Source organism: Streptomyces sp. NPDC005494, assembly GCF_042872025.1.
Taxonomy (GTDB): Bacteria; Actinomycetota; Actinomycetes; order Streptomycetales; family Streptomycetaceae; genus Streptomyces.
In genome coordinates this window covers 640,294-665,717 of sequence record NZ_JBIAJR010000001.1, presented here as the reverse complement: position 1 = coordinate 665,717, position 25,424 = coordinate 640,294, and the positions used below count along the sequence as shown (strand labels likewise).

Sequence of the window (25,424 nt, the reverse complement as noted above, 5' to 3'; positions counted from 1 at the left end):
GCCCGGAGGGGTGGGGCGGCAGGTCGCCCGACGGAGATACCGTGTGGGCGTGATGGACGTACGCCGCTCCGGCGACCGCTTCCGCGGCGGGGACCCGGCCACGGGTGACTCCGCGGGCATCGAGACGCTGCACGCATTCTCCTTCGGGCGGTTCTACGACCCGGACAATCTGCGCTTCGGGCCGATCCTCGCCTGCAACGAGGAGCGCCTCGCCCCCGGCGCCGGCTTCGACGAGCATCCACACAGCCACACGGAGATCGTCACCTGGGTGGTGGAGGGCGAGCTCACCCACCGCGACTCGGCCGGCCACGCCACCGTCGTACGCGCAGGTGACCTCCAGCACCTCAGTTCGGCGGCCGGGGTGCGGCACGCCGAGCGCAACGACGGGGACCGGCCGCTCACCTTCGTCCAGATGTGGCTGGCCCCGCTGGAGCCCGGCGGGGAACCCTCGTACACCCACGTCGCCGGGACAGCCGGCTCCGCCCCTTACGCCCTGCCCGAGGCCGCCGCGATGCTGCACGTGCGCCGGGGGACCGGGGGCGAGCGCATCGGCGTGCCGGACGCGGCGGGCGTCTACGTCCACGTCGTGCGGGGCGAGGTGCGCCTCGAGGGGGAAGTGCTGGGGGCGGGGGACTCGGCGCGGATCACGGAGGCCGGCGGCCTGGAGCTGATGGCGCTGCGGGACACCGAGGTGCTGATGTGGGAGCTGGGCGCGATGTGAGGCGGCGGCCGGTGGCACGGTTCACCGCCGCCTCTCCAGCAGACCCAGTTCGAGCGCCTTGACCACGGCGTGCGTGCGGTCGCTGACGTCGAGCTTGGCGAACACGCGCAGCAGGTGCGTCTTCACCGTGGCCTCGGTGATGACCAGCCGCCGGCCGATCTCCACGTTCGACAGCCCGTCCGCGACCGCGCCCAGCACGTCCACCTCCCGCCTCGTCAGGGCCACCGGGGCGGGCCTGCGCATCCGGGCCACCAGCCGGGCCGCGACACGCGGGGCCAGGACGGTCTCGCCGCGGGACGCGGAGTGGACGGCGTCCACCAGCTGCTCGCGGGTGGCGTCCTTGAGCAGGTAGCCGATGGCCCCGGCCTCGACGGCACGCTCGATCTCCGCGTCGGTCTCGTACGTGGTCAGGATCAGCACCCGGGTCCGTGCGGGCCCGCCGACGATCTCCGCGGTGGCACTCGTCCCGTCGAGGACGGGCATCCGCAGGTCCATCAGTGCCACGTCGGGCTCCAGCCGTTCGACGAGCCCGACCGCCGCCCGGCCGTCCTCCGCCTCGCCGACGATCTCGATGGTGGGTTCGTCGGCCAGCAGGGCGACGACCCCGGCGCGCATCACCGTGTGGTCGTCCGCCACGACGACGCGCAGTCTGTTCCGTGCCGTGCTGCCGTTCGTCATGTCAGACCTGTCCGCCGGTGGGAATCATGGCCAGGACGCGGGTGCCGTCGCCGACCGAACTGGTGACGTCGAGCTCGCCGCCGAGCTCGGCGAGGCGCTTGCGCATGCCGTTCAGCCCGAAGCCGTGCGAGTCCTCGGTCACGAAACCGCGGCCGTCATCGGTGATCTCCAGTTCCACCGCGTACGGACGCTCGGTGAGGACCACCTCCACGGTGGAGGCCGCCGCGTGTTTGCGTACGTTGGCGAGCGACTCCTGGGTGCAGCGCAGGAGGGCGATCCGGGTCTGCTGGTCGCAGGTGACGTCCGGCAGTTCGGCCGTGACGTCGATCCCGGTGTCCTCGGTGAAGCGGTCCAGGGTCCGGCGCAGGGCCGCCGCCACCGAGCCGGGGGTGACGCCGCCGGCCGAGGCGGCACCGACGAGGACACGTGCCTCCGCGAGGTTCTCGCGGGCGGTGTTCTCGATCGCCAGCAGGTGCTTCGCGCTCCTGGCGGGCTCGGTGGCCAGGCCGGACCGAGCCGCCTCCGCCAGCGCCACGATGGAGGCGAAGCCCTGGGCGAGCGTGTCGTGGATCTCCCGGGCGAGCCGTTCCCGCTCGTCCGCCACCCCCTGACGGTGGTGCGCCTCGGCCAACCGGACGCGGGCGTCCTCCAGTTCGGCCCGCAGCCGGCGGGCGCGCTCCTCGCCGTCCCCCGCGATGCGGCGCATCAGCAGACCGGCCAGCAGCCCCACCGCGTAACCGACCAGGGTGAAGACGACGTTGCCGGTGAGGAACTCACCGCTCCAGCCCTGCCGTACGAGGTTCCCGGCCACCACCGCACCGGCGGCGAGGCCGCTGAGGGCGATCGCGGCACGCGCGCTCGGGGTGTAGATCCAGAAGTGGGGCAACGTCACCACGAACAGGGCCGCGCTGCCGTCGAGCAGGTACGACATCGCGCCGAGGCCCGCGACCAGGACGTACAGGTACGGGCGGGGCCGCAGGACGGGATTGCCGGGGAACAGCCCCACCGCGCCGTAGGACAGGGCGAGCACGGCCAGCAGCGCCAGCACCGGATACCGGGTCGCGCCCGGTGCGTCCGCGACCGCGATGGCCGGCGGTACGACGCCCAGCAGCACCCAGAAGACGGCGTTCCACCGGTGCAGCGAGGGTACGGTCAACTCGATGTCGGGCTGCGGCCGTTGATACACCGCGTCAGCCTACTTCCGTCAGGGTCCCCGTGGCAGGCCTCTCGCTCCGCCCCGGATTGCCCCGCGCGGGGCGGAGCGGCCACCACGCCCGCTCGCCGAGGAGCAGCAGGACCGACGGCAGGACCATGAGCCGGATGATCACGGCGTCGAGCAGGACGGCCGCCGCCAGGCAGAAGCCCATCTGCTTCATCTCGGTGAGGTGCAGTGCCACGAACCCGCCGAACACCGTCACCATCACGATCGCCGCGCTGGTCACCACCTTGGCCGACCGGTTGAGACCCTCCAGCACCGCCTCCCTGGAGGACATCCCGTTCTGCCTGGCCTCCTGGATGCGGCTGACGACGAACACCTGGTAGTCCATGGACAGCCCGAACAGGATCACCACGAGGAACAGAGGCACCCGGGACGCGATCGCGCCCAGGCTGTCGAAGGCCAGCAGGTCCTGTGCCCACGTCCCCTGGAAGACCAGGACGAGCAGGCCGAGCGAGGCGCCGGCGGACAGCAGGTTGAGTACGACGCCGATGACACCCAGGACCACCGAGCGGAACGCCCACACGGTCATCAGGAAGGTCATCAGCAGCAGGAACCCGATGACCAGCGGCAGTTTGTCGCTCTCGTGGGCCACGTAGTCGCGGCCCCGCGCCACGTCTCCGCTCACCCCCGTCTCCACGCCGCCCAGACGGCCGACCGTCGCGGGGATGTGGTCCTGGCGGAGGTGGGCCAGCGACTCGATCGCCTCGGCGGAGGGTGCGGGGTGCGGGACCGCGAGCTCCAGCACACTGATCCGGCCGTCGGCCGACGTGCGCACCGCAGGTTCCGGCCCCTCGGCGAACAGCGGATCGGCCTGGGCACGATGTCCGAGGTCCTCCAGAGCCTGCCTCACCCGGGCGGCGTGCTCCGGGCCGGAGCGGGTCACGACCTCGTGCTTGACGAGCAGTTCGGGGAAGCTGCCGGTCAGCCGGTCGTAGACCCGCATGGCGGGGATGTCGCGGGAGAAGGTGTCCTTGCCCGGGTCGATGAGCTTCAGGCCGAGGGCGGGCGCGGCCAGTCCGAGCATGACGAGGACCGACAGGCACAGGGTGAGGACGGGCCGGGTCCGCGCGGGCTTCAGGAGGGCGGTGAACACGCGTCCGGTCTCCGGCTTCGGGGCCCGTACCGGCTTGCCGCGCGCGGCCCGGCGTGCGGCCCTGCGGGGTGCCAGCCGCTCGCTCCGGCGTCCGATCTTCACCAGCAGTGCGGGGAGCACGGTGAGCGAGCTGGCCACGGCGACGGCCACGACGAGTATGGTGCCGGTCGCCAGCGAGGAGAAGATGACGTCGGTGGCCAGGTACAGCGTGGCCGTGGACACGATGACGGCGAGACCGGAGACGACGATGGCCCGGCCCGCGGTCGCCGCCGCCAGCTCGACGAGGGCCTCCGGGCTGAGCCGGCCTCCCGCCCGGGCCCGCTCCTCGCGTTCACGCTTCAGGTAGAAGAGCGTGTAGTCGACGCCCACCGCCAGACCGATCAGCAGGATGAGGTTCATCCCGACCCCGGAGTCGGGCATCACGTGCGAGGCGACCATGGACAGCCCCATCGCCGCGGCGATCGAGGAGAGCGCCAGGAGCAGCGGAACACCCGCCATGATCACCGAACCGAAGACGACCAGCAGTGTGATCACGGTGACGGGCAGACTGATGCGTTCGGAGAGTGCCAGGTCCTCCCCCCGCTGGTCGTTGACACCCTTGCTGATCGCCGGGGAGCCGGTCTCCTCCACGATCACGCCCGGGTGACTCCTGCCCACCTCGGCGGTCTGTTCCAGGAGCGGTACGACGTTCTGCTTGCCCTTCAGCTCCGGGCCGTTCATCACCACCGACACCAGGAGGACCTTGCCGTCCTTGGAGCGGACGGGAGCCGCGACGCTCTTCACCTCGGGCAGGGCGCGCATCCGTCCGGTCACGTCCTGGGCCGCCTTCTCGGCCTCGGCCACGTCCAGCTGACCCGATCGGGCGCGTATCAGGATCCTTTCGGTGGGTTCCCGTTGCAGGCCTCCTTCGGTCGCCATCGCCTCGGCGCGTCCCGCCTCACCGACCCAGAAGTCCCCGGTGGTGGCTTCCCGGGTGCCGACCGTGATGCCGGCCGCGAGGCACAGGACGACGAACGCGAACCATCCGGCTATCGCGCGCCCGGCGTGCCGGGCGCTCCATCGGGCCATCCGTACGTGGAGTTGTCTCATGCCCGAAAGCCTGGCCGGAGAGGGCACTTGGGCGGCACGCCCGGCCGGTTGAACCTCTTGTCCACCGACCGGTGGACAACGGGGGCCGGGCTGCCCCTGCCGGGAAGGCCGCCCGGCGACGGCCTTCCCGGCCGGACACCGCACATGAGGGGACTGCGGGCCGCCGCCCAGGACCCGGCGGCTGACGTACGAGCACGGGTCGGATTCCGGTGACGTGCCGTCATCCGGGGCGGGGAGCGGCGGAGGTGACGGGGGGCAGGAGCGTGGTGTCAGGGCCGGCGGCGCAGCGCCTCCGAACCCGCGTACCGGGCGCTGTCGCCCAGTTCCTCCTCGATGCGGATGAGCTGGTTGTACTTCGCGGTGCGGTCGGAGCGCGACAGCGATCCGGTCTTGATCTGGCCGCAGCCCGTGGCCACGGCCAGGTCCGCGATCGTCGTGTCCTCGGTCTCTCCCGAGCGGTGCGACATGACCACGGTCCAGCCCGCACGGTGGGCAGCGTCCACGGTGGCCAGCGCCTCCGTCAGGGTGCCGATCTGATTGACCTTCACCAGGACCGAGTTGGCGACGTCCGAGCGGATGCCCTCGCGCAGGATGGTCTCGTTCGTGCAGAACACGTCGTCGCCGGTGAGCTGGCAGCGCGGACCGACCCGCGCGGTCAGGTCCCGCCACCCGTCGAGATCGTCCTCGGCCATCGGGTCCTCGATCGACACGATCGGGTAGGCGTCGATCAACTTGACCAGGTAGTCGGCCTGTTCGGCGGACGTACGCCGGACGCCCTCTCCGGTGTAGTCGTAGACGCCGTCGCGGAAGAACTCGGACGTGGCCGGGTCCATGACCAGGCCGATGTCCGTGCCCGGCCGGTACCCCGTACGTTCGACGGCGGCCATGACGAAGTCGAGGGCCTCCTCGGCGGTGCGGAGGGCGGGCGCGAAGCCGCCCTCGTCACCCACGCCCGTGGAGTGCCCGGCGGCCAGGAGGTCGCGGCGCAGGGTGTGGAAGATCTCGGAGCCCATGCGCACGGCCTCGGCGAAGGTCTCCGCGCCGATCGGAGCGATCATGAACTCCTGGAAGTCCAGGGGATTGTCGGCGTGCGCACCCCCGTTGACGATGTTCATCATCGGCACGGGCAGCAGCCGCGCGCCGGAGCCGCCGAGGTAGCGGTAGAGCGGCAGGCGGTGGGCGGCCGCCGCGGCCTTGGCGGAGGCCAGGGAGACCCCGAGGATCGCGTTGGCGCCGAGCCTGGACTTGGTGGGGGTGCCGTCCGTCGTGACGAGGGCGGCGTCGAGGCCGGCCTGGTCCTCGGCCTCGCGGCCGACGACGGCTGCCGCGAGCTCCGTGCCGACGTGGCGTACCGCCTGGTCGACGCCCTTGCCGTGCCAGCGGGCCGGGTCGCCGTCGCGGAGTTCGACGGCCTCGCGGGCGCCGGTCGAAGCGCCGGAGGGGACTGCGGCCCGGCCGATGGATCCGTCCGCGAGCTCCACGTCCACTTCGACGGTGGGGTTGCCCCTGCTGTCGAGGATGCGGCGGCCGGTGACGGAAGTGATGGCGGTCATGGGAGACCTTCCCGTTCGCATGCGTGCCGGGGTCCGGCTGCGACGACGGTGGCGCTGAACCCGGCACCCAAAACTCTACAGCAATGCTGTTCAGTTTGGCTGTTCAGTTGTGCTGTTCAGTCATGCTGCGCAGTTCTGCTGGGTAACTGCGCTGCGTTAAAGTTCGGTATGCCCCTTCCGGAATCCACCGCCGTCGCGGCCGAGCTGCGTACCGCGATGGGAAAGCTCACGCGGCGCGTGAAGCTCGAGGACCAGATGCCGCTGGGGCAGGTGGCCGTCCTCGGTGCGCTGGACCGCAGTGGTGCGATGACGACCAGCGATCTGGCGGCCGACCAGCGGGTGCGCCCCCAGTCGATGGCCCGAGCCGTCGGGCTGCTCATGGATCAGGGCCTGATCACGCGCCGTGCGCATCCGACCGACGGCCGCAAGAGCCTGGTCGAGCTCTCCTCCGCGGGGCACGCGCTCCTGGAGGAGGAGCGGGGGCGCAGGGCGGACTGGCTCGCGCGGGCGATCGACGCGGAACTGACCGAAGAGGAACGGGAGTTGCTGGCGCGGGCCATCGGGCTGGTGGAGCGGCTCGCGGCGCACTGAGCGGTGCCCGTCATTGATCACGGTCGGTTTTGCCGGCCTTGCCGGGCGTGGTCCACGACATCAAGGGCGCCGGCGCCCATGGCGTCATCGGCGCCCTCAAGGACGCCCTCACCCTCGACCGCCGTCAAGAACGGCATGGTCAGGATGTGTCAGACGCCCATCACCCGGCGCTGACCAGCAGCTTCCCGAAGGCGGTTCGGGTTCAGCGACGTGTTGTCGGTGGCTGCTTCTACTGTTGCCTCATGGGGAACTACTTTCAGACCGTCGTCGACCTCGACGCCACACATGCGGACGCCCGCACCCTGGCAGACAGCGGACTCGACTGGCTGGTCAGGGAGGGGATAGTCCGGGCCGAGCTCACCGACTGTGTTCTCGGGGCGCCGTCGGGGCATCCGCCCGGTCCCTCCTGGGCCAAGGCGGTCGGTCAGGAGGACTGGGAGCCCAGCGACGGACTCAGGATCGAGACCGGCCGCACCGTGTTCAACTGCGGTCAGGGCGAACCCAGGTTCGCGGTGTGCCCCCATTGTGCCGGGCGGGCGGATTTCTGCACCGACCGGCTGGAGGAGATCGAGGGTGCGTGGGAACCCTTCGGTGAGGCCATCGAAGCCTGGAGCGACACAGGCAGCGCGGCAGTCGCCTGCCCGCATTGCCGACGCTCCGGTGACCTGACTGCGTGGACCTGGTCGGATGGCTACTTCGCCTTCGGGTATCTCGGTTTCGAGTTCTGGGACTGGCCCGACTTCAGCCCCGGGTTCCTCGAAGGTCTCTCCCGCGCGCTCGGGGGGCATCGCATGGTTCTCATGGGAGGCAAGCTCTGAGGGAGCCGGAGTTCGCACCTCCTTCCCCCGCTCAACCCGGGGATGCGCGGAGCGTGGCGAACTGGAGCGCACGGGCGTCCAGCTCTCCTGTCTCAGCCCCGCGCGGTGTCCGCGAGCTTGTCCAGCTCGCGCATCGCCTGGGCGTGCGCGCTCATCCGGCGGCTCACGGTGCCGATGGTGAACAGGGACCCGCCGGCCACCGAGACCGGTACGGACAGCCCGAGCACGCCCAGGACCTCCGGCCAGTCGCGCTCCTGCTGGCAGTAGTCCCCGTGCCCCTTGCCCTCGTTGGCAGTGCCCCACTCGGTGAAGAGCCGGGACTCGCACTCATCGGGATACTTGTCGTCGGGCTTCCGGTCCGCCGTGTACGGCGTCAGCAGCAGGACGCCCACCCAGACCCACAGGACCGCGGCCAGGGACAGCAGGACCAGTCCCCACGTGCGTATCCTTCCGGCCCGGTCGCGGAAGTCGAGGTCGAACTCACGTGATCGCATAGCGGCCGAATCTAGCGGAGCCCGTCCACGAGCGGCTCGCGGGCATGACGGGAAAGCGATCGGCTCGCGCGGCTCCGCAGCCAGTCGTCCATGGCGGGAAAGCCATCAGCTCGCGCGGTTCCGCAGCCATTCGTCCAGGGTCGCGAAGTCCGCGTCGGTCAGGCCCCGCCATGCCTCGACCCGGTGCAGGAGTGCCTGGCCCGGGTGGTGCGCCTTCACCCAGGACCGGTCGACGTCCGTGATCTCGTCGTCCACCCAGACGAAGGGGCGCCCGCATGCCCACCCCACGAGCCCCGGAGTCTTCCAGTGCAGCCCGTCCAGCCCTTCGTCGAGGGGTGGGTCCGGCCAGTTCACCACGGGCAGTTCCGGCAGCCCGAGCCACGGCGTGAGGTAGGTGTTCGCGTCCGACATCCATGTCGTGGCCCACACCAGCTCGCAGGGCAGGGCCAGCAGCCGGGAGCCCTGGCCCGGATCGACCCTGTTGACCAGCGGATTCGCGGCGGCTTCCCCGAGGCCGCGCCCCGCGTCGAAGATTGGATAGCCGTCCGGGAGCTGAGCCCGGGTCGCTCCGAACGGGATGAGCGGGCCGTCGACGTCGAGGAAGAGGAGAGGCAGCCTGGTGCGGGTCACGCCTGCACGGTAGCGGTGCTCAGTCCTGCCCGCCGGGCGAAGCGCTGTGGGGTCAGGCGGCCATCCCGTGGCCTTCGAGGATTTCCAGGTAGTGCTGGTTCTGCATGAGGCCGAGGACGTTGCCGAAGGGGTCGACGACCGAGCCCCCGACGAAGCCGTCACCGAACTGCCTCACCGGTTCGTGTACTTCGCCCCCCAGCTCCAGCACCCGGGCGAGTGCGGCGTGCACGTCGTCGACGTGCCAGTAGACGACGGCGCCGGCGGGACCGGCGGCCGAGTCGCCGTGCTTCCCGAGCCCGTGGACGTAGGCGCTGTCCACCAGCCCCAGCTCGTGCTGGTAGTCCCCGATGCGGAACTCCGCATAGCCGGGCCGCTCGAAGTACGGCTCTACGCGCAGCAGTTCGCTGTACCACCGCTTGGCCGCCGCAAAGTCCGTGGCGTGAAACCTGGCGGTGGTGAGACCTCGCAGCATCGGTTCTCCTCGTGTCGATCGGTGCCGTCGAGAAGAGAGTGCCGCCGATACAGGTCTGTTCCTGTCCTCAATGGACCGTCGGTTCAGCGGAGCCCGTCCACGAAGGCCTGCCAGGCTTCGGCGCCCATGACGAGGACGGGGCCGGCCGGGTTCTTGCTGTCCCGGACGGGGACGGAGGCGGCGCAACCGTCGGCCACCTCGACGCAGTCGCCGCCGTTGGTGCCGCTGTACGAGGACTTCCGCCAGGCGGCGCCGCCGGTGACGGTGCACTCGACGCATTCGCCGCCCGTGTTTCCGCTGTAGCTGGACTTACGCCACGGCGCGCTCTTCGGGTTCGGGCCGGTTGCCATAACGCTCCTCCATCACACGCTTGATCAGTGCCGCTGAGTCCTCGATGGAGAGGGCTGCGGCCTGCAAGTGAGCGTAACGGCGCGCGGCCTCTCTCACGGCCTCGGGGCTGGCGGTCATGTGGCCGGAGATGAGGTCCTCCGTGTAGATAATGTCCGGGTCGTCGTCGAAGCGCATCGCTGTGAACGAACCTGCCAGACTTGAGTGTTCCCCCGCCGCGAAGGGCAGCACCTGAATCCTCATCCACCGGTGCCCGGTGAACTCCAACAAGCGGGCCAGTTGGTTCCGCATGACCTCGCGGCCACCGATCGGCCGGTGCAGCACGGCCTCGTCCAGAACCGTCCAGGCCAGAGGTGGCTGTTCACGCTCCAGGATGCGCTGACGCTCCATCCGGGCGGCTACCTGCCCGCTCAAGTCGTCCGGCATGCCCGTGGCCAGCACCGCCCGCGCGTACTCCTCCGTCTGCAACAGCCCGTACACCAACTGCGCCTGATACGTGGAGATGTACGTCGCCCGCGCCTCCATCTCCGCGTACGGCTGGAACCAGGTCGGCAGTTGGCTTCGCAGGACCAGGCCGACCAGGCGCGAGAACACCCCGTCCGTGCCGAGCGCGGCGTCAAGGCGTTCGGAGAAGTCGCGGGTCGGGACCTTCCTCGTCGTCTCGATCTGGCCGATCAGCGAGCCCGTACAGAAGATGATCTCGCCGAGCTGGCCCTGTCGCAGCCCGTGGGCTTCGCGCTGACGGCGCAGCTCCCAGCCGTAGTAGTCCAGAGGGGACGCGCTCGGGTCGAGCGACTGCACGTTGGCCACGGCGGGATGCCTCTCGCTTCAACGCCTGACGGCGTTCGTTTCAGGTCGTAGCCGAGAGTAATCAACCCGCTGCACGCTGGTGACATGAATCACGTATCCGATACCCGGACCGGTGACCCGGAGTCCGCGGTCTACCGTGCCGACCTCGCGATGGGCGAGCACTCCGCTCGTCATCTCCGCCGCATCCTGCGGCTGTACCTCACCGTCTGGCGCCTGGCCGAGGTGGCGGACGCGGCGGAGCTCGCGCTCACCGAGCTCATCGCCAACGTCGTGCGGCACGTCCCGGGGCGTCGCTGCCAGACCCTGATCCATCACCTTCAGGAAGAAGGAGGCGTGCGGGTGGAGGTCGCGGACGCGTCGCCCCTGCTGCCCCGCGCCGTCGCCGGGGCCCCGCTGGACGAGGGCGGGCGGGGGCTGCTGCTGGTCGACGCCGTCACCGACGCCTGGGGCGTCGAGGAGCGGCGCGACGGGTGCGGGAAAACCGTGTGGTTCGAATGCTTCGGACCCAGGGCGGCTCAGCGGGAGGCGCCGAGCTCCGAGAGGACGGCGTCGGTGAAGGGCGTCCAGACCTCGGCGGCCCACGGGCCGAACGCCCGGTCCGTCAGCGCGACGCAGGCCGCGCCCGCCACGGGGTCGATCCACAGGAACGTGCCGGACTGGCCGAAGTGGCCGAAGGTGGCCGGGGAGGAGGAGAGCCCCGTCCAGTGCGGTGACTTGGAGTCGCGGATCTCGAAACCGAGTCCCCAGTCGTTGGGGTTCTGATGGCCGTAGCCGGGGAGCACGCCCTTGAGGCCGGGGTGCACGACGGTCTGCGCCTCCAGCACCGTACGCGGGTCCAGGAGGCGGGGGGCCTGCACCTCGGCGGCGAAGCGGACCAGGTCGTCCACGGTCGAGACGCCGTCCTTGGCCGGGGAGCCCTCCAGCGTCGTCGAGGTCATGCCCAGGGGCTCCAGGACCGCCTGGCGCACGTACTCGGGGAAGGGGATCTCCGTGGCCTTCGCGATGTGGTGCCCGAGCACCTCGAAGCCCGCGTTCGAGTACAGCCTGCGGGTGCCGGGGGGTGCGGTCACCCGGTGCTCGTCGAAGGCCAGTCCGCTGGTGTGGGCGAGGAGGTGGCGGACGGTCGAGCCCTCGGGGCCTGCCGGTTCGTCCAGCTCGACGGCGCCCTCCTCGTAGGCCACCAGCGCCGCGTAGGCCGCGAGCGGCTTGGTGACGGAGGCCAGCGGGAAGCGGTGCGCGGTGGGACCATGGGTAGCCAGGAGCGTGCCGTCCGAGGTGACGACGGCGGCTGCCGCGGTGGGGACGGGCCAGTTCTCTATCATCGCCAGGCTCTGCATGCGTACGAGCCTAACGGGAACCCGAAAGCGAGATCGCCCCTCATATTGCTTGCTTGGAGTGCACTCCAACGTTCTAGCGTGGAGGACATGACGGTGATGGAGAGCATTTCCGCACGCACGGACACCTGCGCTTCGGCCCCGGAGGCGCACCCGCGCCCCGAGGGCCAGGACCGCTACACCATCAGCGAGGTCGTCGCCTTCAGCGGGCTCACCGCCCACACGCTGCGGTGGTACGAACGGATCGGGCTCATGCCCCACATCGACCGCTCGCACACCGGGCAGCGCCGTTTCAGCAACCGGGACCTGGACTGGCTGGCCTTCATCGGCAAGCTCAGGCTGACCGGGATGCCGGTCGCCGACATGGTCCGCTACGCGGAGCTGGTCCGCGAGGGCGACCACACCTTCGCCGAACGGCAGGGGCTGCTGGAGTCGACGCGGCGCGACGTGAAGACCCGGATCGCGGAACTCCAGGGGACCCTCGCCGTACTCGACTTCAAGATCGATTTCTATGGCGGCGCCCGCACGGCGCCGGAATCGGAAAGGGTCTGACCACATGAGCGACACAGCCAAGATCGCGACCGCACAGCTCGGCGGCGGAGGCCCGCAGGTCGGTGTGCAGGGCCTCGGCTGCATGGGCATCAGCGAGTTCTACGGCGACACCGACGAGGCGGCGGCCCGGGACACCCTGGAGGCGGCGCTCGAAGCGGGCGTCACCCTCTTCGACACGGCGGACATCTACGGGCGCGGGGCGAACGAGACGTTCCTCGCGCCGTTCGTCGGGGCGCACCGTGACGAGATCACGCTGGCCACGAAGTTCGCCATCGAGCGGACCGACGACCCGCACTACCGGGGCGTGCGCAACGACCCCGCGTACATCCGCGAGGCCGTCGAAGGCAGCCTGCGCCGGCTGAACACCGACGTCATCGACCTGTACTACATGCACCGCCGCGACCCGCTCGTGCCGTTCGCCGAGTCGGTGGGCGCCATGGCCGAGCTGGTGCGCGAGGGCAAGGTCAGGCAGCTGGGGCTGAGCGAGGTGACCGGGGCGGAGCTCCGCGAGGCGCACGCCGTGCACCCGATCGCCGCTCTCCAGTCCGAGTGGTCGCTCTTCAGCCGGGACGTGGAGCTCAGCGCCGTGCCCGCGGCCGTCGAGCTCGGGGTGACCGTAGTGCCGTACTCGCCGCTCGGCCGGGGATTCCTGACCGGGGCGTTCGCGGACGCCGCCAAGGACCTGGCGTCCGACGACTTCCGCAAGCACCAGCCGCGCTTCACCGGCGAGAACGCGAAGACGAACGCCGCCCTGCTCGAACCCGTGCACAAGATCGCGGCGGCCCATGGGGCGACGGCCGCGCAGGTCGCGCTGGCCTGGGTGCACCAGCGGGCGCAGGTGCACGGTCTGCCTGTGGTGCCGATCCCGGGCACCCGCAAGCGCAGCCGGCTCCTGGAGAACCTCGGGGCGACCCGGCTGGTCCTGTCCGAGCAGGAGCTGGAGCTGCTGGAGCCCATCGCGGGCCAGGTCGCGGGCGACCGCTACCCGGACATGAGCAGCACGGCCACCGTGCGCGAGTAGCGGTCGAGCGATCCGGCTGCCCGCGCGCTACTCCCAGGTCGCGGTCTCGGGGTCGATGCCGTGGGCGCGTGCGGCGGCGTCGACGACGCGGCGGAACCACGTGGCGAGGCCGGTCCGGATGCCGTCGTAGTGGGCGGCGAACGCCGGATCGGCCTCGTACTTCCGGGCGAGGCAGACCTGCATCTGCCGGGTGAGCGGAAAGAACGAGGAGAAGACCTCGCGGTGCCGCTCGACGAGCCGGTCCGCTTCCGGGTCACCGGGCGCGACGCCGGCGTCCATCGCGTTGGCGAGGGCGCGGTCGAGCTCGGTGACGGCGTCGGCGACGGTCTGCCAGTCCTCCACATCGCGGGAGGCCGAGCGTTCGGCGTACTGCTGCCACTGCGTCGTGTCCCCGTAAGCCTCCCTGGCACGCGCGGACCAGTCCGGGTCCCACTCGGGGCCGAAGACCGCGGTCTGCTGCTCTGCCGTCAGCAGCAGACCGCGCTCGTGCGCCTCGATCATCCGGTCCAGTCCGGCACTGAGCCGCTGGAGGCGTTCGATCCGTTCGGCGACCTGGACGCGCTGCGCGCGCAGCGCGCCGGGCACGTCCACGGCCGAGTCGTCCAGGACGGCCCGGATCCTGTCCAGGCCGAGACCGGTCTCGCGGTAGACGACGATGCGGTGCAGCCGTTCCAGGTCATCGGCGGTGTAGAGCCGGTAACCGGACACCGTGCGCAGCGACGGCCGCGCCAGACCGATCTCGTCCCAGTGGTGCAGCGCGCGGACCGTCACGCCCAGACGCGCCGCGACCTGACCGACGGTCAGGCCGTCGGCGTCAGAGGGGCCGGAGCTGCTCGCCCTGGGTGTCCCCGCCGACGTCCGGTGCGGTGATCCCGATGGATTCAAGGTTCCGGGCCTCCTGGCTCGCGGGGTCGTACGGTTTCGCCGCGGTGAAGACGATCCGTGCGTTCTCAGGGGTGATGACCGTGACGTCGCGGGTGTTCCAGAAAGTATCCCGCGGGCCGTCGACCGAGTCCGGACGCAGTGCACGGCACGCGTCGACCAGCGAGTCGACCTCGCTCAGCACGCACGCGAAACTGAAGCTGATCGCGGGTGCCTGCTCCGGGACGACCGGCGCCGGGACGAGCAGGACGTCCTGGAAGGCCCACCGGCGCAGATGCACGATCGCGCCCGGGCTGCTGAACAGCTCGAAGAACCCGAGTCCGCGCACCCAGAAGTCCACCGACGCCGCCAGATCGCTCGTGGGGATCGTCACGAACGCGGGCATGCCGTAGATGCCGTGGAACGGCTCGGGCGGAACCGCGTCGGGGCCGGGAGTGGGCACGGGGCTGATCTCGAAGGCGTTGTAGTAGTCGCTCATGCGCTCCACCCTCCGGCCTCACGCCGCGTGAGGGTCAAGCCGTGTCGTCCACGCGTCCCGCCGCGTGGGAGGCAAGCCGAGTCCACGCATCCCGCCGCGTGGGGGCAAGCCGAGTCCACGCGTCCCGCCTCACGCGCGGCGGCGACCGTGAGGCCGGCGGGAGCGGCCGGGCCGCCAGTCCGGCCGGGGCGGCCCCGATCCGTCAGTCCGGCCGGGGCGGTTCGGCTTCGTCAGGCCAGCCGGAGCGCGAAGACCGCGAAGCCCGCCGCGAGCAGCCCCGCCGCGGCCCCTCGGGCTCTCCCGCCGTGCGTACCCGCCTCCCAGGGCTCCTCGAACCGGCGGGCGTAGCGGGCGATCAGGACGAGGAGGGCGGCGAACAGCGGCATCCAGGCCGGGCGGGCGAGGAGCCAGCCGGCCGAGTCCGGGCTCGTCGTCAGCCCCGGCACCGCGCCGGCGAACGACGCGGGGACGGCCGCGGCCAGCATCGCGGTCTGGTGCCAGCACAGGATCGTCATCGCGGACAGGTTGATCACCACGACCGGAGCCCACAGCACGGGACGGCGCAGCGCCCTGCCGATGCGGCCGTGCAGCAGGAGGGCCGCCCCGCTCTGGGCCGAGGCCAGCGCGAGGACCAGCAGCGACGGCGGATGCGAATTGGTCCGCGCCTCGCCCGGTACGCCGACCATCGAGGCCGGGTAGTGGAAGACGACGAGCAGCACGGCGAACAGCACCGCGCCGCCCAGGAGCAGCACCCGGGCCCCGCGCCGGGTGAGGCGGCCCAGCCCCCACGAGACGCCGAGCTGATAGGCGAAGAGCCACCCCGGCAGGATGTTCAGCACGCTCAGCCAGGACGGCACGGCGTCCGCGTACGGCCCGTAGCGCAGGAGGTCGACCGCCGCGACCGAGCCGATCAGCGGAGCCGCCGCCCAGCCGCCGAGCCTTCCGGCCAGGCGCACGCAGTACGGCGTGAGCGCCGTGACGACGGCGTAGACCCCGACGAACCAGAGCGGCTGGATGACCAGTTTCGCGCCCGTACGCAGCGTGGCCTCGGGCACTCCGGCCGCGTACAGCACCGGGATCATCAGCGCCCAGACGGCGGTCACCCCGAGCACCGGCCGGCCCAGCCTGACCATCCGGCCGCGCAGCCAGGCGCGGGTGGTGGACGGCCTGCGCCCGTAGGAGAGCACCGAGGCGTAGCCGCCGACCAGGAAGAAGACGCCCAGCATCTGGAGCACCCAGCTCACCGGGGCGAACACCGCGAAGGTGGAGAGCGGGCTGGCGTTGTGCAGCGCGCCCTCGCCGTCCAGGGTGAAGCCGCCCAGCAGCCAGTGACCGGTGGGCACGGCCAGCAGGGCGAGGGCGCGCAGCCCGTCGACCGCGCGGTCGCGACGGTCCGGAGTCCGTTCGTCGATCCGGGAGACCAGCTGCCGCACGCTCATCGGGAGGCCCCTTCGGCGATCGCGGCGAAGGCGCGCAGCGAATCCGTGCCGGGAGCGAAGTAGCCGGTGTGGCCCTCCGCGTCCTCGGCGGGCACCCGCCTCGCCCCGAACTCCGCGCCGGCCGGGTCGGGGCCGTGCCCCAGCCCGGCCACCTCCACATGCGGCACGTCGTCGATCCAGTCGGTGTCGTCCTTGGCCGCCCAGACCCGGGCACCGGTGCGCAGGCCGGCCACGTCGTCGGCGCGCATCCCGGGGGAGCCGAGCACCACCAGATCCGTGGCACCGAGCCGGGACGCCGCGAGCCCGCACACCACCGAGCCGTAGCTGTGGCAGAACACGACGGGCGCGGGCAGGCCGTCGGCCGCGAGCCCCGCCGTGAAGCGGGTCAGCCGCTCCGCGCCCGCCTCGGCCAGCGTTCCCGTCGCCGCGTCCAGGCCCAGTCCGACGGGTGTGGTGTAACCGGCCCACGCGATGACCGCGCTGCCCCCGCCCGTCTCGGCGTACAGCGACTTCGCCATGCCCGAGGGGGTGCCGTACACATCGCCACGCCGGTCGAAGGTCCCGGCGTCGATGTCCGACCCGGGCACGACGACGGACACGTGACGGGCGGAGCGCAGATCCCCGAACACCTCGGCGACCTGTCCGCGCCCCCGGGGGTCGAACGCGAGGATCTGCCGGCCGGGTGCGGCCAGCCGGACGTACCGGGGGGCGGACGATGAGCGCAGCGCACGGGAGTTGGCCCGGTAGCGGAGTTCCAGCGGCGCCCCGTCCAGATTGCCGACGACCGACGGGTGGCGCTCCAGCAGCTCCTGCTGCTCTTCCGCGCTCAACCTCGCGAAGAAGGACGCCACTTGCTGCGGGGTCGCACGGGCCGGGTCGGGCAGCTCCCGCCCCAGGACGCCGTCGGCGCGCCAGGCGGCGCTGCCGGGCGGGGGCCCCGTCACGGCCCGCTGTGTGTTTCCCGACGCCCAGCCGGCGGTTCCCGTCACCACTGCGGTCGCCAGTGCGACCGCGGCCAGCGTCCTCGCGTATCGGCGCATCGTGTCCTCCCCGTACGGCGTGCGCACACCGGTCGGTGTGCCGGGGAGGAAGGTAGGAGGACGGCCGGTGACCGGGCGTCACCCCGCGGAGCCAACTGCCGGGTGGTACCGGGGTAGGGGGTGTACGGGGGGACAGCCCTACGCCGCGCCGAGGGCCTGCGGGACGTTCACGAGCCCGCGCCCGAGGCGAGATGTGGTTTCGCGCCTCCCGTACGGGCCTACGCCCGAGGCGGGGTGCACGTGAGGTGTGGTCCCGCGATCTCGTACGGGCTCGCGCCCGAGGCGGGGTGCACGTGAGGTGCGATCCCGCGTCCCCCCGTACGGGCCTACGCCCGAAGCGTGTGGTCCCGCCACCCCTGTACGGGGCTACGCCTCGCCGGGTGCCACCAGGCCCGACTCGTACGCGAAGATCACCGCCTGGGCCCGGTCCCGCAGGCCGAGCTTGGCCAGTACCCGGCCGATGTGCGTCTTCACGGTCTGCTCCGCCAGGACCAGCCGTGCCGCGATCTCCTGGTTCGACAGGCCGCGGGCGATGAGCTCCAGCACCTCCGTCTCACGGGGCGTCAGCGCGTTCAGGCGCAGCGCCGGGCCGCCGGTGGGCGCCGTCGGCCGCTGACGGGCGAAGTCCGCGATGAGGCGCCGGGTCACGGACGGCGCCAGCAGCGCGTCGCCCGCCGCCACGATCCGCACCGCGGAGATCAGATCCGCCGGAGGGGCGTCCTTGAGCAGGAATCCGGACGCCCCCGCGCGCAGGGCCTCGTAGACGTAGTCGTCGACGTCGAAGGTCGTGAGCATCAGGACCTTCGGCCGGTGCACCACCCCCACCGGCGGGCTCAACAGCTCGCGGGCGGCGGCCAGTCCGTCCATCTCCGGCATCCGGACGTCCATCAGGACCACGTCCGGATGGACGGTCCTGCTGACCTCGACACCCCGGCGTCCGTCCGGTGCCTCTCCCACCACGTCGATGTCGCTCTGCGCGGCCAGCAGCGCGGCGAACCCGGCACGCACCATGGCCTGGTCGTCGACGATGATCACGCGGATGGTCACGGTTCCTCCGGGGTCAGGGGTGCCGGGGGCGGCTCGGACGGCGGCAACGGCAGCCGGGCCGCCACCCGGAAGCCCCCGTCCGGCAGCGGGCCGGTGTCGAGCGTGCCGCCGGTCAACCGTACGCGCTCGCGCATGCCCACCAGCCCGTGTCCCGTTCCCGACACCTCCAGGGGCGAACCGGGCTCCCGGGGCGGGGCGTTGACGACCAGTACCGTCAGATGACCGTCGCGCGCCGTGACCGACACCTGGGTCCGCGCGCCCGGTGCGTGCCGCACCACGTTGGCCAGCGCCTCCTGCACGATGCGGTACGCCGACAGGTCCACCGCCTGCGGTACGTCACCCCGCTCCACCGCCTCCCGCACCTCCGACGCCAGCGAGAGCTCGGCCGGGAGCCCCGCCCGGACCGTCGCCTCCACCAACTGCTGCACCCGGTCGAGTCCGGGCTGCGGGGCGAGCTCACCCCGGCTGCCGTCACTGCGCAGCACCGACAGCAGCCGCCGCATCTCGGTCAGCGACTCCCGGGCCCCCGCCGCGATCGACGCGAACTCCGCCCGCGCCTCGTCGGACAGCCCGCCGATCCGGTACGGGGCCGAGTCGGCCTGCACCGTGATCACCGACATGTGGTGCGCGACCACGTCGTGGAGTTCACGCGCGATCCGGGTGCGTTCCTCCAACAGCGTCCGCTGCGCCCGCTCGGCCTCGCTGATCGTCTCCTGCTCGACGAGCCGGCGCTGGGCCTCGCTCCGTTCCCGTACGGCGGCCCCGATCACCAGCACCACCCCGCCGAGGACGAACAGCAGCAGCGCGCTGTCGGTGCTCCGCGAGGGCGCGACCAGGTGGAACGCGAGCCCGGCCGCGCCCGTCGCCAGCCAGACGCCGGTCACGGTCCGCCGGCTCTCCCGCAGCCCGAGAGCCAGCAGCACGAAGAGACCGCCGATGACGACCGGCGCGGGCCACGGCCAGAGGGCACCCTGGGGCACCCCCTGCCCCAGCAGCACCAGGGCGCCCACGAGGTCGGCGGTGAAGACGATCCACCAGGCCTGCAGCGGCCGGTGCGCCAGCATCAGCAGCGGCGCGGCCTGCCCGACGGCCAGGGCCCCGGCGATCCCGCCGGGCACGCCGTAGTCGCCGGTGAGCACCTGGATCGTCACGGGGACGAAGACGGCGACGAGGGCCAGCACGACCGCGTACGGCAGCAACCGCAGCCACAGCCTCGGGGACCCGGCGAGCAGCGGGGTCGGCGGATGGGACGGGTGGGACAGCCCCTGGGCGAGCTCGCGCAGATTGCGGCGGGCGGCGCTCAGCAGGCCGTCGGCGGGCGGCGGAGGCCCGGAGGAGGATGTGGTCATGATCGGGTCAGGGTAGGCAGCGAGCACGCCGGACGGCGTCATACCGGGGGGTGGAACACGGAGCGCCGGCCCCGTACCTGGGTAGGGGACGGCCTCGCCGGCCCGGCTCACCGGCGGGCAGCACCACGGCGTCGGGCACGAGCCCCCGCCGAGCGCCATCGAGGGCGGAGCTCCCGAGCCCCGGCCGAGCGCCATCGAGGGCGGAGCTCCCGAGCCCCCGACCCCTACAGCTCGGCCAGGAGTTCCGCCTTCTTCGCGCTGTACTCCGCGTCGGTGACCAGCCCGGCCTGATGCAGGTCCCCGAGGTGCCGTATGCGCTCCGCGATGTCCGCGGGATCGCGCCGCGCGCCGCCCACCGGGCCGGGAACGGTCGCGACGGGCACGGACTGGGTCCGGCGGACGGACTCCAGGACGGCCGCGGCGAACGGCAGCGACTCGTGCACCGGCCCGTACCCCAGGCCGAACGTCACCGCTGCCGGGTCCTGGTCCGGCTGGACCCGGGCGGCGACGACCTGCGGGTCGGGTTCCGGGCCGTCCTCGCCGGACTCAGCCCCTGCGCCGCGGGGCAGCAGTCTGAGATATCCCTCGAAGGCCTCCGGCGAACGCCACTCGATTCCGGCCAGTTCCGCGACGGGGAAGGACTGGTCGCCCGCCTTCCACTTGGCGCTGGAAGCACCCGTCCAGAACCACCGGAAGGAGACCAGCTTCCCGTCGAAGGCGGCCCGGCCGTCGTACGCCTTGAAGTGCATCGGAGGCTCGGGGGCCGTGACCATGAAGCGGTCGGCGGGCAGCGAGGCCTCGTCCCCGAGGACGGCGCGCATCTCGTCGGCGTAGTACTCGGCGAGCTTCTCGCTCTCGGCGGGCAGCACCAGGCGGTAGGGGTCGCCGCTCTCCTTCAGCTGCCCGGCCGCGGCCTCCAGCAGCGGATCGGCCCCCGGTCTCGGCACCGCGTGCAGGACCACCGTGCCCCGCTTGCCCGGGGTCAACGTCACCGACGACAACGCCGCATACGGAATGCGGCGTTCACGCAGGCTCTGGAAGAGCCTCGGCGCGCGGATCCCCCGTTCGAAGCGGATGAGCACGGAGTCGGTGTCGAACTCCCAGGTGGCATGAATTCCGGCCAGCACATCACCCATGTGCCTCATCGTATGCGGCACGGGCCCACACGTCCCCCTCCGGTACAGGCAGAATCGCTGCCAGGCAGGCAGGCCGTTCGCCACTCTCTACGCGCGTCGGGCGTCCTTCTACGCGCGTCAGGTCTCCGGCTCGCCGGAGATCTCACGTCGGCACGCGTGGTCGCTGCTCGCGCACGTGACCGAGTCGTAGGCGCCCACACCGATCGCGGCGAAGTTGTCGAGGCTTTCGGTGCCCGGCTCGAAATAACCGCTGTGCCCGATCGCGCCGCTCGCCGACACGATCCGGGCCCCGAACGACGGATCGACCGGATCGGCGCCGTGGCCGAGCCCTCCTACCGCCATGTTCGGCACCTCCGCGATCCAGTCGTCGCCGTCCCGCATGGCCCACACCCGGGCCCCGGTGTGCAGGGCACCCGCGTTGTCCACACGCATGCCGGGACTGCCCGCCACCGCGATGTCGGACACCCGGGACGGCAGGGTGTGCGCGGCCACACCGCACAGCACGGAGCCGTAGCTGTGGCAGAACAGGGAGACGTCCGAGGTGCCGGGCAGCGCCTTGACCAGCGCGTTCAGCCGTACCGCGCCCTCCGAGGCCAGACCGCCCAGCGCGGCGTCCATTCCGATGCCCACGGGCGCGGTGTAGTCGGCCCACGCGATGACCGCCGTGTGCGAACCGGGGCGCGCCGAGCGCTCCGCGGCGTACAGCGACCGGGCCATCCCGACCGGCGCCGCGTTCTCCTTGACGCCGGTGCGCTCCAGGGTCAGCAGATTCGTGTCGACCCCCGGCACGACCACCGAGATCCGGTCCGCCCGGTCGAGATCGCCGAAGACCTCGGCCGCCCGGCCGCGGCCCGACGGATCGAACGTGAGGATCTGCCGGTCACCGGCGAGCAGGGAGCGGAAGCGTGCGAGACGGAGAGCCGCCTGATGGCGCCCGTCCGGTGACAGACGGGTGTCCAGGGTCCGCTGCTCCTCGGACGCCTCGGCCTGCGCGAGCGCGTGCCGGTTCGCCCGGTACCGCAGGCCGACCGGCGCCCCGTTCAGATTCCCCACCACCAGCGGGTACTTGTCGGCGAGCGCGACCTGCTGGCCCGCCGTGAGCGTCGCGAAGAAGTGGGCCAGCCGGAAGGCCGGCGAGCTCACGTCCGGGAGTGAGTGACCGGCTATCCGGTCCTTCGCCCAGGAGGCCAGCGCGATCTCGCGCGGCGCGACGGAGTGCTGGTTGCGCACGGCGGTCCACCCGGTGGTCGCCAGCATCACGAACACGACCGCCACGGCGAGCAGCGCGCGCCATGCGGTGAGCGTGGGGGAGGAGTCGAAGGAAGTCACTGCGCCCCACCCTAGGAGACGCGCACTTGCCGTCGTCGTAGGGGTGACACGGATCACTCGACCGCAGGGAATTGACCGCGATTCCCTCACGCTCCGTGCGCGCCGGATTCACGCTCCGGCGCGCGGAAGGTCCGGCGCGGGCCCGAAATGCCCGTATGGGCGCGGGCCTTGTGACTTCGCCCATGGGGGAGGCGTGAGGAGTGCGGCACACCTGTGCGGTTCGCGTAAGGGCGTGCCTACGCGGCGCGCCAGTTGGCGGAGAGCGCAGGTCCGAGGTGGTCCAGGTGGCGTTCGGTCATCTCCCGCAGGGCTTCCACGCCCGCGTCCTGGCGGCGGCCCCACAGTTGCCCGCTCAGCCGCATCACCCCGGAGAAGGCGGCCACGGCCACCCGGGGGCGGGGGTCCGACTCGACGTCGATCCCCTCACGCTCCGCGATCAGCGCGGCGGCCTGCTGCTCCAGTCCGATGTTGCGGCGGATGTGTGCGGCGAGCAGTGCGGGGGTGGACTCGATCATCCGGTAGGTGCGGATCTGGAGTTCGAGCATGGCGTCGTTCTCCGTGTCCTGCGCGACGCTGTCCCAGGCGTTGCCGACGGCCCTGCGCATTGCCTCGAAAGGGGCCTCCGCGGCGGGACGTCGGCGCAGCTCCGTGAGGAAGCGCGCGTCCACCGCGTCCTGGACGGCGAAAGCGGTGGCCTCCTTGTTCGCGAAGTAGCGGAAGAACGTGCGCTGGGAGACGTCGACCGCCTCGACGATCTCGTCGACCGTGGTCCGGTCGTAGCCCTGCGTGGTGAAGAGTTCGAGGGCGGCGTGCAGCAGGGCCTCGCGGGTGCGCTGCTTCTTGCGCTCACGCAATCCGGCCGGAGCTCCGGCGACAAGAGCACCCGATGTCTGCCTGCGTGTCACGTGCCGGACCTCTTTCCGCCGTTTTTGCCTGCTCAGCCTACCTGCGGGCTACGTGTCAGTTACTGTCTCGTGAAATGGTTTGTCAACTGTCAGCCGCTGACATAATGTCCTGCGCATGACTAGTCAGACCACTGTCGAAAAGGCGCCGCGGGAGCCTGAAGACACCCTCGTTCCCGCACCGGCGAAGGGACTGCGCGGCCACCCCTGGCTGACGCTCTTCGCCGTGGCCATCGGCGTGATGATGGTGGCGCTCGACGGCACGATCGTCGCGATCGCCAACCCCGCCATCCAGCAGGACCTCGGCGCCTCGCTCGCCGACGTCCAGTGGATCACCAACGGCTACATGCTCGCCCTCGCGGTCTCCCTGATCACGGCCGGCAAGCTCGGTGACCGCTTCGGCCACCGCCAGACCTTCCTGATAGGCATCGCGGGCTTCGCCGCCTCCTCGGCGGCCATCGGCCTCTCCGACAGCGTGACCCTGGTGATCGTCTTCCGTGTGCTGCAGGGCCTCTTCGGCGCCCTGCTGATGCCGGCGGCGCTCGGGCTGCTGCGCGCCACCTTCCCCGCCGAGAAGCTGAACATGGCGATCGGTATCTGGGGCATGGTGATCGGCGCCTCCACCGCGGGCGGGCCCATCCTCGGCGGTGTGCTCGTGGAGCACGTCAGCTGGCAGTCGGTCTTCTTCATCAACGTGCCCGTCGGCGTGCTCGCGCTCCTGTTCGGCCTGGTGATCCTCCGGGACCACCGTGCCGAGAACGCGCCGAAGTCCTTCGACATCGGCGGCATCGTGCTGCTGTCGCAGGCGATGTTCTGTCTGATCTGGGCGCTGATCAAGGGCTCGGAGTGGGGCTGGGGAGACTGGAAGACGCTCGGCTTCCTGGGCGCCGCCCTCGCCCTGTTCTTCGTGTTCGCGCTCTCCCAGAAGAACGTCCGCGAGCCGCTGATCCCGCTCGCCATGTTCCGCTCCGTGCCGCTGTCGGCCGGCGTGGTCCTCATGGTGCTGATGGCGTTCGCCTTCATGGGCGGTCTGTTCTTCGTCACCTTCTACCTGCAGAACGTCCACGGCATGAGCCCCGTCGACAGCGGCCTGCACCTGCTGCCGCTGACCGGCATGATGATCGTCGGCTCGCCGCTCGCCGGTGCCGCGATCACCAGGTTCGGCCCGCGTGTGCCGCTGGTCGGCGGCATGGTGTCCGTCGCGATCGCCATGTTCGGCATGTCGCAGCTGAGCATCGGCACCGGCACGCTGACCATGTCGCTCTGGTTCGCCCTGCTCGGGTTCGGCCTCGCGCCGGTCATGGTCGGCGCCACCGAGGTCATCGTCGGCAACGCCCCGATGGAGCTCTCCGGTGTCGCGGGCGGGCTCCAGCAGGCCGCCATGCAGGTCGGTGGAAGCCTCGGTACGGCCGTTCTGGGCGCCGTCATGGCCGCGCGGGTCGACGCGAAGCTCGACGACAACTGGAAGGCCGCGGAGATCCCGACTCCCGACCCGGCGCAGTTCGAGCAGGCGTCGGCCGCCGTCAAGGTCGGCATGCCGCCGGTCGCCCCCGGCACCCCGCCGGAACTCGCGGTCAAGATCACGGACGTCGCCCATGACACGTTCGTGTCGGGGATGAGCGCGGCCTTCATGGTCGCGGGCATCGTCGCCGTGGTCGCCGCCCTGGTCGCCACGCTCACCAAGCGGGGGGCGAACGCCGAGGCGGGCATGGGCGCAGGCCACATCTGACCCCTCGGTGACCCCCGTGGTGTCCCGGCGTCCCGCCGGGTACGGGGCGTCAACCCAGCACACCCGACAGCCCTGCCGGAAGCTACCGGCGGGGCTGTCGCCTATCAGGGTGGTCCACACCCCGGCCCCTTCCCGAGGCGCTCCGGCGCAGGTCAGAGTGCCGACATGCGAGTCGTCCGGCTCGCTCGACCACGGGGGTTGATCCACCATGCGTACGACCGTCCTCGCCGCCGCCCTGGCGGCCACCGCACTCGTCCCGGCCGCGGCCCTGGCCTCAGGTGCCGAACCCGCCACCCACCAGGTGTCCGTCACCGAGCGCTCCCGCAGCGCCCCGCAAGCCGCACCCGCGGGGCTGGCCCCGTGCGGGGCGGGGCAGCTCTGCCTCTGGGCGAAGCCCGACTTCGCCGGGGCACCCCAGGTCCACGAGCTGTCCACCGTCGACATCGAGAGCTGCGTTCCGCTGCCCGCGGGACGGCACGCCCAGGCGCTCGTGAACCGCACCGGCCGGCCCGTCACCACCTTCCAGTCGGCCGAGTGCGCGGAGACCGGAGAGTTCGAGACCTACCCGGGAGGCGGCACCTGGGTGCCCCGCTCGCCGTACACGGTGCGGGCCTTCAAGATCTGGGAGAGCTGAGCCGGGGCACCCGCCGGCGTGCTTCCGTCCCGCCGG

General features: G+C 71.6%; 26 protein-coding genes and 1 pseudogene. 8 read left to right on the top strand and 19 right to left on the bottom strand.

The window, feature by feature from the left end:
- The first annotated feature begins 52 nt into the window (after window positions 1-52).
- Window positions 53-721, top strand: a complete 669-nt coding sequence (locus ACFYQ6_RS03060; RefSeq protein ID WP_388760920.1) for a pirin family protein — start codon at window positions 53-55, stop codon at window positions 719-721.
- A 21-nt stretch (window positions 722-742) separates the two neighbouring features.
- Here ACFYQ6_RS03060 and ACFYQ6_RS03055 read toward each other — a convergent pair whose 3' ends face one another.
- The 4 genes from ACFYQ6_RS03055 to eno form a co-directional block, all read right to left on the bottom strand.
- A complete protein-coding gene (locus ACFYQ6_RS03055; RefSeq protein WP_361570992.1) occupies window positions 743-1,399 on the bottom strand; it encodes a response regulator transcription factor in 657 nt (218 codons plus the stop codon).
- 1 nt (window position 1,400) lies between these two features.
- Window positions 1,401-2,585 (bottom strand): sensor histidine kinase, encoded by a 1,185-nt coding sequence (locus ACFYQ6_RS03050; protein ID WP_388760092.1) that lies wholly within the window; start codon window positions 2,583-2,585, stop codon window positions 1,401-1,403.
- A gap of 4 nt (window positions 2,586-2,589) precedes the next feature.
- Window positions 2,590-4,800 carry an MMPL family transporter gene (locus ACFYQ6_RS03045; protein ID WP_388760089.1) on the bottom strand — a complete coding sequence of 737 codons (2,211 nt, stop codon included), beginning with the start codon at window positions 4,798-4,800 and terminating at the stop codon, window positions 2,590-2,592.
- Between the two features lie 269 nt (window positions 4,801-5,069).
- Window positions 5,070-6,353: a phosphopyruvate hydratase gene (gene eno / locus ACFYQ6_RS03040; RefSeq protein ID WP_361570983.1), complete on the bottom strand. Its 1,284-nt coding sequence runs from the start codon at window positions 6,351-6,353 to the stop codon at window positions 5,070-5,072.
- A gap of 168 nt (window positions 6,354-6,521) precedes the next feature.
- Here eno and ACFYQ6_RS03035 point away from each other — a divergent pair, with 168 nt between their 5' ends.
- Entirely contained in the window at window positions 6,522-6,944 is a 423-nt protein-coding gene (locus ACFYQ6_RS03035; RefSeq protein WP_361570980.1) for a MarR family transcriptional regulator, read from the top strand.
- A gap of 47 nt (window positions 6,945-6,991) precedes the next feature.
- Entirely contained in the window at window positions 6,992-7,762 is a 771-nt protein-coding gene (locus ACFYQ6_RS03030) for a hypothetical protein (protein WP_388760084.1), read from the top strand.
- Window positions 7,763-7,854: 92 nt separating this feature from the next.
- On the opposite strand, the gene ACFYQ6_RS03025 is transcribed toward ACFYQ6_RS03030, so the two are convergent.
- From ACFYQ6_RS03025 to ACFYQ6_RS03005, 5 genes are all read right to left on the bottom strand, one after another.
- On the bottom strand, window positions 7,855-8,256 hold the full coding sequence (locus ACFYQ6_RS03025) for a hypothetical protein (RefSeq protein ID WP_361570974.1): 402 nt from the start codon (window positions 8,254-8,256) through the stop codon (window positions 7,855-7,857).
- A gap of 105 nt (window positions 8,257-8,361) precedes the next feature.
- Window positions 8,362-8,886, bottom strand: a complete 525-nt coding sequence (locus ACFYQ6_RS03020) for a hypothetical protein (protein WP_361570971.1) — start codon at window positions 8,884-8,886, stop codon at window positions 8,362-8,364.
- A 52-nt stretch (window positions 8,887-8,938) separates the two neighbouring features.
- Window positions 8,939-9,358 carry a VOC family protein gene (locus ACFYQ6_RS03015; protein WP_388760080.1) on the bottom strand — a complete coding sequence of 140 codons (420 nt, stop codon included), beginning with the start codon at window positions 9,356-9,358 and terminating at the stop codon, window positions 8,939-8,941.
- A gap of 83 nt (window positions 9,359-9,441) precedes the next feature.
- On the bottom strand, window positions 9,442-9,708 hold the full coding sequence (locus tag ACFYQ6_RS03010) for a DUF397 domain-containing protein (protein WP_361570965.1): 267 nt from the start codon (window positions 9,706-9,708) through the stop codon (window positions 9,442-9,444).
- Window positions 9,668-10,516, bottom strand: a complete 849-nt coding sequence (locus tag ACFYQ6_RS03005; protein ID WP_361570962.1) for a helix-turn-helix transcriptional regulator — start codon at window positions 10,514-10,516, stop codon at window positions 9,668-9,670. Before ACFYQ6_RS03005 ends, ACFYQ6_RS03010 begins: the two co-directional genes overlap by 41 nt.
- A gap of 84 nt (window positions 10,517-10,600) precedes the next feature.
- Here ACFYQ6_RS03005 and ACFYQ6_RS03000 point away from each other — a divergent pair.
- Window positions 10,601-11,014 (top strand): annotated as a pseudogene (locus ACFYQ6_RS03000) (ATP-binding protein); the annotation flags it as partial.
- A gap of 17 nt (window positions 11,015-11,031) precedes the next feature.
- Here the strand turns inward: ACFYQ6_RS03000 and ACFYQ6_RS02995 are convergent.
- Window positions 11,032-11,853 carry a serine hydrolase domain-containing protein gene (locus ACFYQ6_RS02995; RefSeq protein WP_388760076.1) on the bottom strand — a complete coding sequence of 274 codons (822 nt, stop codon included), beginning with the start codon at window positions 11,851-11,853 and terminating at the stop codon, window positions 11,032-11,034.
- Window positions 11,854-11,940: 87 nt separating this feature from the next.
- On the opposite strand from ACFYQ6_RS02995, the gene ACFYQ6_RS02990 reads away from it, so the two are divergent.
- Both ACFYQ6_RS02990 and ACFYQ6_RS02985 read left to right on the top strand, forming a co-directional pair.
- The gene (locus ACFYQ6_RS02990; protein ID WP_361570956.1) at window positions 11,941-12,402 is read left to right on the top strand and encodes a MerR family transcriptional regulator; all 462 of its coding nucleotides are present in this window, start codon (window positions 11,941-11,943) and stop codon (window positions 12,400-12,402) included.
- A 4-nt stretch (window positions 12,403-12,406) separates the two neighbouring features.
- Window positions 12,407-13,423 (top strand): aldo/keto reductase, encoded by a 1,017-nt coding sequence (locus ACFYQ6_RS02985; protein WP_361570953.1) that lies wholly within the window; start codon window positions 12,407-12,409, stop codon window positions 13,421-13,423.
- A 27-nt stretch (window positions 13,424-13,450) separates the two neighbouring features.
- Here ACFYQ6_RS02985 and ACFYQ6_RS02980 read toward each other — a convergent pair whose 3' ends face one another.
- The 9 genes from ACFYQ6_RS02980 to ACFYQ6_RS02940 form a co-directional block, all read right to left on the bottom strand.
- Window positions 13,451-14,227 carry a MerR family transcriptional regulator gene (locus ACFYQ6_RS02980; RefSeq protein WP_388760917.1) on the bottom strand — a complete coding sequence of 259 codons (777 nt, stop codon included), beginning with the start codon at window positions 14,225-14,227 and terminating at the stop codon, window positions 13,451-13,453.
- A 10-nt stretch (window positions 14,228-14,237) separates the two neighbouring features.
- Window positions 14,238-14,783: a VOC family protein gene (locus ACFYQ6_RS02975; protein ID WP_361570950.1), complete on the bottom strand. Its 546-nt coding sequence runs from the start codon at window positions 14,781-14,783 to the stop codon at window positions 14,238-14,240.
- Between the two features lie 230 nt (window positions 14,784-15,013).
- Entirely contained in the window at window positions 15,014-16,222 is a 1,209-nt protein-coding gene (locus ACFYQ6_RS02970) for an acyltransferase (protein WP_388760071.1), read from the bottom strand.
- Entirely contained in the window at window positions 16,219-17,262 is a 1,044-nt protein-coding gene (locus ACFYQ6_RS02965; RefSeq protein ID WP_388760068.1) for an alpha/beta hydrolase, read from the bottom strand. Before ACFYQ6_RS02965 ends, ACFYQ6_RS02970 begins: the two co-directional genes overlap by 4 nt.
- 366 nt (window positions 17,263-17,628) lie before the next feature.
- Window positions 17,629-18,309 carry a response regulator gene (locus ACFYQ6_RS02960; RefSeq protein WP_388760065.1) on the bottom strand — a complete coding sequence of 227 codons (681 nt, stop codon included), beginning with the start codon at window positions 18,307-18,309 and terminating at the stop codon, window positions 17,629-17,631.
- Window positions 18,306-19,658, bottom strand: a complete 1,353-nt coding sequence (locus ACFYQ6_RS02955; RefSeq protein WP_388760062.1) for a sensor histidine kinase — start codon at window positions 19,656-19,658, stop codon at window positions 18,306-18,308. Before ACFYQ6_RS02955 ends, ACFYQ6_RS02960 begins: the two co-directional genes overlap by 4 nt.
- 224 nt (window positions 19,659-19,882) lie before the next feature.
- Window positions 19,883-20,794 carry a DUF4429 domain-containing protein gene (locus ACFYQ6_RS02950; RefSeq protein WP_388760059.1) on the bottom strand — a complete coding sequence of 304 codons (912 nt, stop codon included), beginning with the start codon at window positions 20,792-20,794 and terminating at the stop codon, window positions 19,883-19,885.
- A 117-nt stretch (window positions 20,795-20,911) separates the two neighbouring features.
- Window positions 20,912-22,123, bottom strand: coding sequence for an alpha/beta hydrolase (locus ACFYQ6_RS02945; RefSeq protein ID WP_388760056.1), 1,212 nt, complete (start codon window positions 22,121-22,123; stop codon window positions 20,912-20,914).
- 236 nt (window positions 22,124-22,359) lie between these two features.
- The gene (locus ACFYQ6_RS02940) at window positions 22,360-23,028 is read right to left on the bottom strand and encodes a TetR family transcriptional regulator (RefSeq protein WP_361570930.1); all 669 of its coding nucleotides are present in this window, start codon (window positions 23,026-23,028) and stop codon (window positions 22,360-22,362) included.
- Between the two features lie 238 nt (window positions 23,029-23,266).
- On the opposite strand from ACFYQ6_RS02940, the gene ACFYQ6_RS02935 reads away from it, so the two are divergent.
- The gene (locus ACFYQ6_RS02935; RefSeq protein ID WP_388760914.1) at window positions 23,267-24,754 is read left to right on the top strand and encodes an MFS transporter; all 1,488 of its coding nucleotides are present in this window, start codon (window positions 23,267-23,269) and stop codon (window positions 24,752-24,754) included.
- A gap of 208 nt (window positions 24,755-24,962) precedes the next feature.
- Window positions 24,963-25,388 carry a peptidase inhibitor family I36 protein gene (locus tag ACFYQ6_RS02930; RefSeq protein ID WP_361570924.1) on the top strand — a complete coding sequence of 142 codons (426 nt, stop codon included), beginning with the start codon at window positions 24,963-24,965 and terminating at the stop codon, window positions 25,386-25,388.
- The last annotated feature ends 36 nt before the right edge of the window (window positions 25,389-25,424 follow it).

Bases quoted from the DNA above. Each gene is read 5' to 3' on its own strand.
- ACFYQ6_RS03060 (WP_388760920.1), top strand. From the start codon at position 53: ATGGACGTACGCCGCTCCGGCGACCGCTTCCGCGGCGGGGACCCGGCC.
- ACFYQ6_RS03055 (WP_361570992.1), bottom strand. From the start codon at position 1,399: ATGACGAACGGCAGCACGGCACGGAACAGACTGCGCGTCGTCGTGGCG.
- ACFYQ6_RS03045 (WP_388760089.1), bottom strand. From the start codon at position 4,800: ATGAGACAACTCCACGTACGGATGGCCCGATGGAGCGCCCGGCACGCC.
- eno (WP_361570983.1), bottom strand. From the start codon at position 6,353: ATGACCGCCATCACTTCCGTCACCGGCCGCCGCATCCTCGACAGCAGG.
- ACFYQ6_RS03035 (WP_361570980.1), top strand. From the start codon at position 6,522: ATGCCCCTTCCGGAATCCACCGCCGTCGCGGCCGAGCTGCGTACCGCG.
- ACFYQ6_RS03025 (WP_361570974.1), bottom strand. From the start codon at position 8,256: ATGCGATCACGTGAGTTCGACCTCGACTTCCGCGACCGGGCCGGAAGG.
- ACFYQ6_RS03015 (WP_388760080.1), bottom strand. From the start codon at position 9,358: ATGCTGCGAGGTCTCACCACCGCCAGGTTTCACGCCACGGACTTTGCG.
- ACFYQ6_RS03010 (WP_361570965.1), bottom strand. From the start codon at position 9,708: ATGGCAACCGGCCCGAACCCGAAGAGCGCGCCGTGGCGTAAGTCCAGC.
- ACFYQ6_RS02995 (WP_388760076.1), bottom strand. From the start codon at position 11,853: ATGCAGAGCCTGGCGATGATAGAGAACTGGCCCGTCCCCACCGCGGCA.
- ACFYQ6_RS02990 (WP_361570956.1), top strand. From the start codon at position 11,941: ATGACGGTGATGGAGAGCATTTCCGCACGCACGGACACCTGCGCTTCG.
- ACFYQ6_RS02985 (WP_361570953.1), top strand. From the start codon at position 12,407: ATGAGCGACACAGCCAAGATCGCGACCGCACAGCTCGGCGGCGGAGGC.
- ACFYQ6_RS02975 (WP_361570950.1), bottom strand. From the start codon at position 14,783: ATGAGCGACTACTACAACGCCTTCGAGATCAGCCCCGTGCCCACTCCC.
- ACFYQ6_RS02970 (WP_388760071.1), bottom strand. From the start codon at position 16,222: ATGAGCGTGCGGCAGCTGGTCTCCCGGATCGACGAACGGACTCCGGAC.
- ACFYQ6_RS02965 (WP_388760068.1), bottom strand. From the start codon at position 17,262: ATGCGCCGATACGCGAGGACGCTGGCCGCGGTCGCACTGGCGACCGCA.
- ACFYQ6_RS02955 (WP_388760062.1), bottom strand. From the start codon at position 19,658: ATGACCACATCCTCCTCCGGGCCTCCGCCGCCCGCCGACGGCCTGCTG.
- ACFYQ6_RS02950 (WP_388760059.1), bottom strand. From the start codon at position 20,794: ATGGGTGATGTGCTGGCCGGAATTCATGCCACCTGGGAGTTCGACACC.
- ACFYQ6_RS02935 (WP_388760914.1), top strand. From the start codon at position 23,267: ATGATGGTGGCGCTCGACGGCACGATCGTCGCGATCGCCAACCCCGCC.
- ACFYQ6_RS02930 (WP_361570924.1), top strand. From the start codon at position 24,963: ATGCGTACGACCGTCCTCGCCGCCGCCCTGGCGGCCACCGCACTCGTC.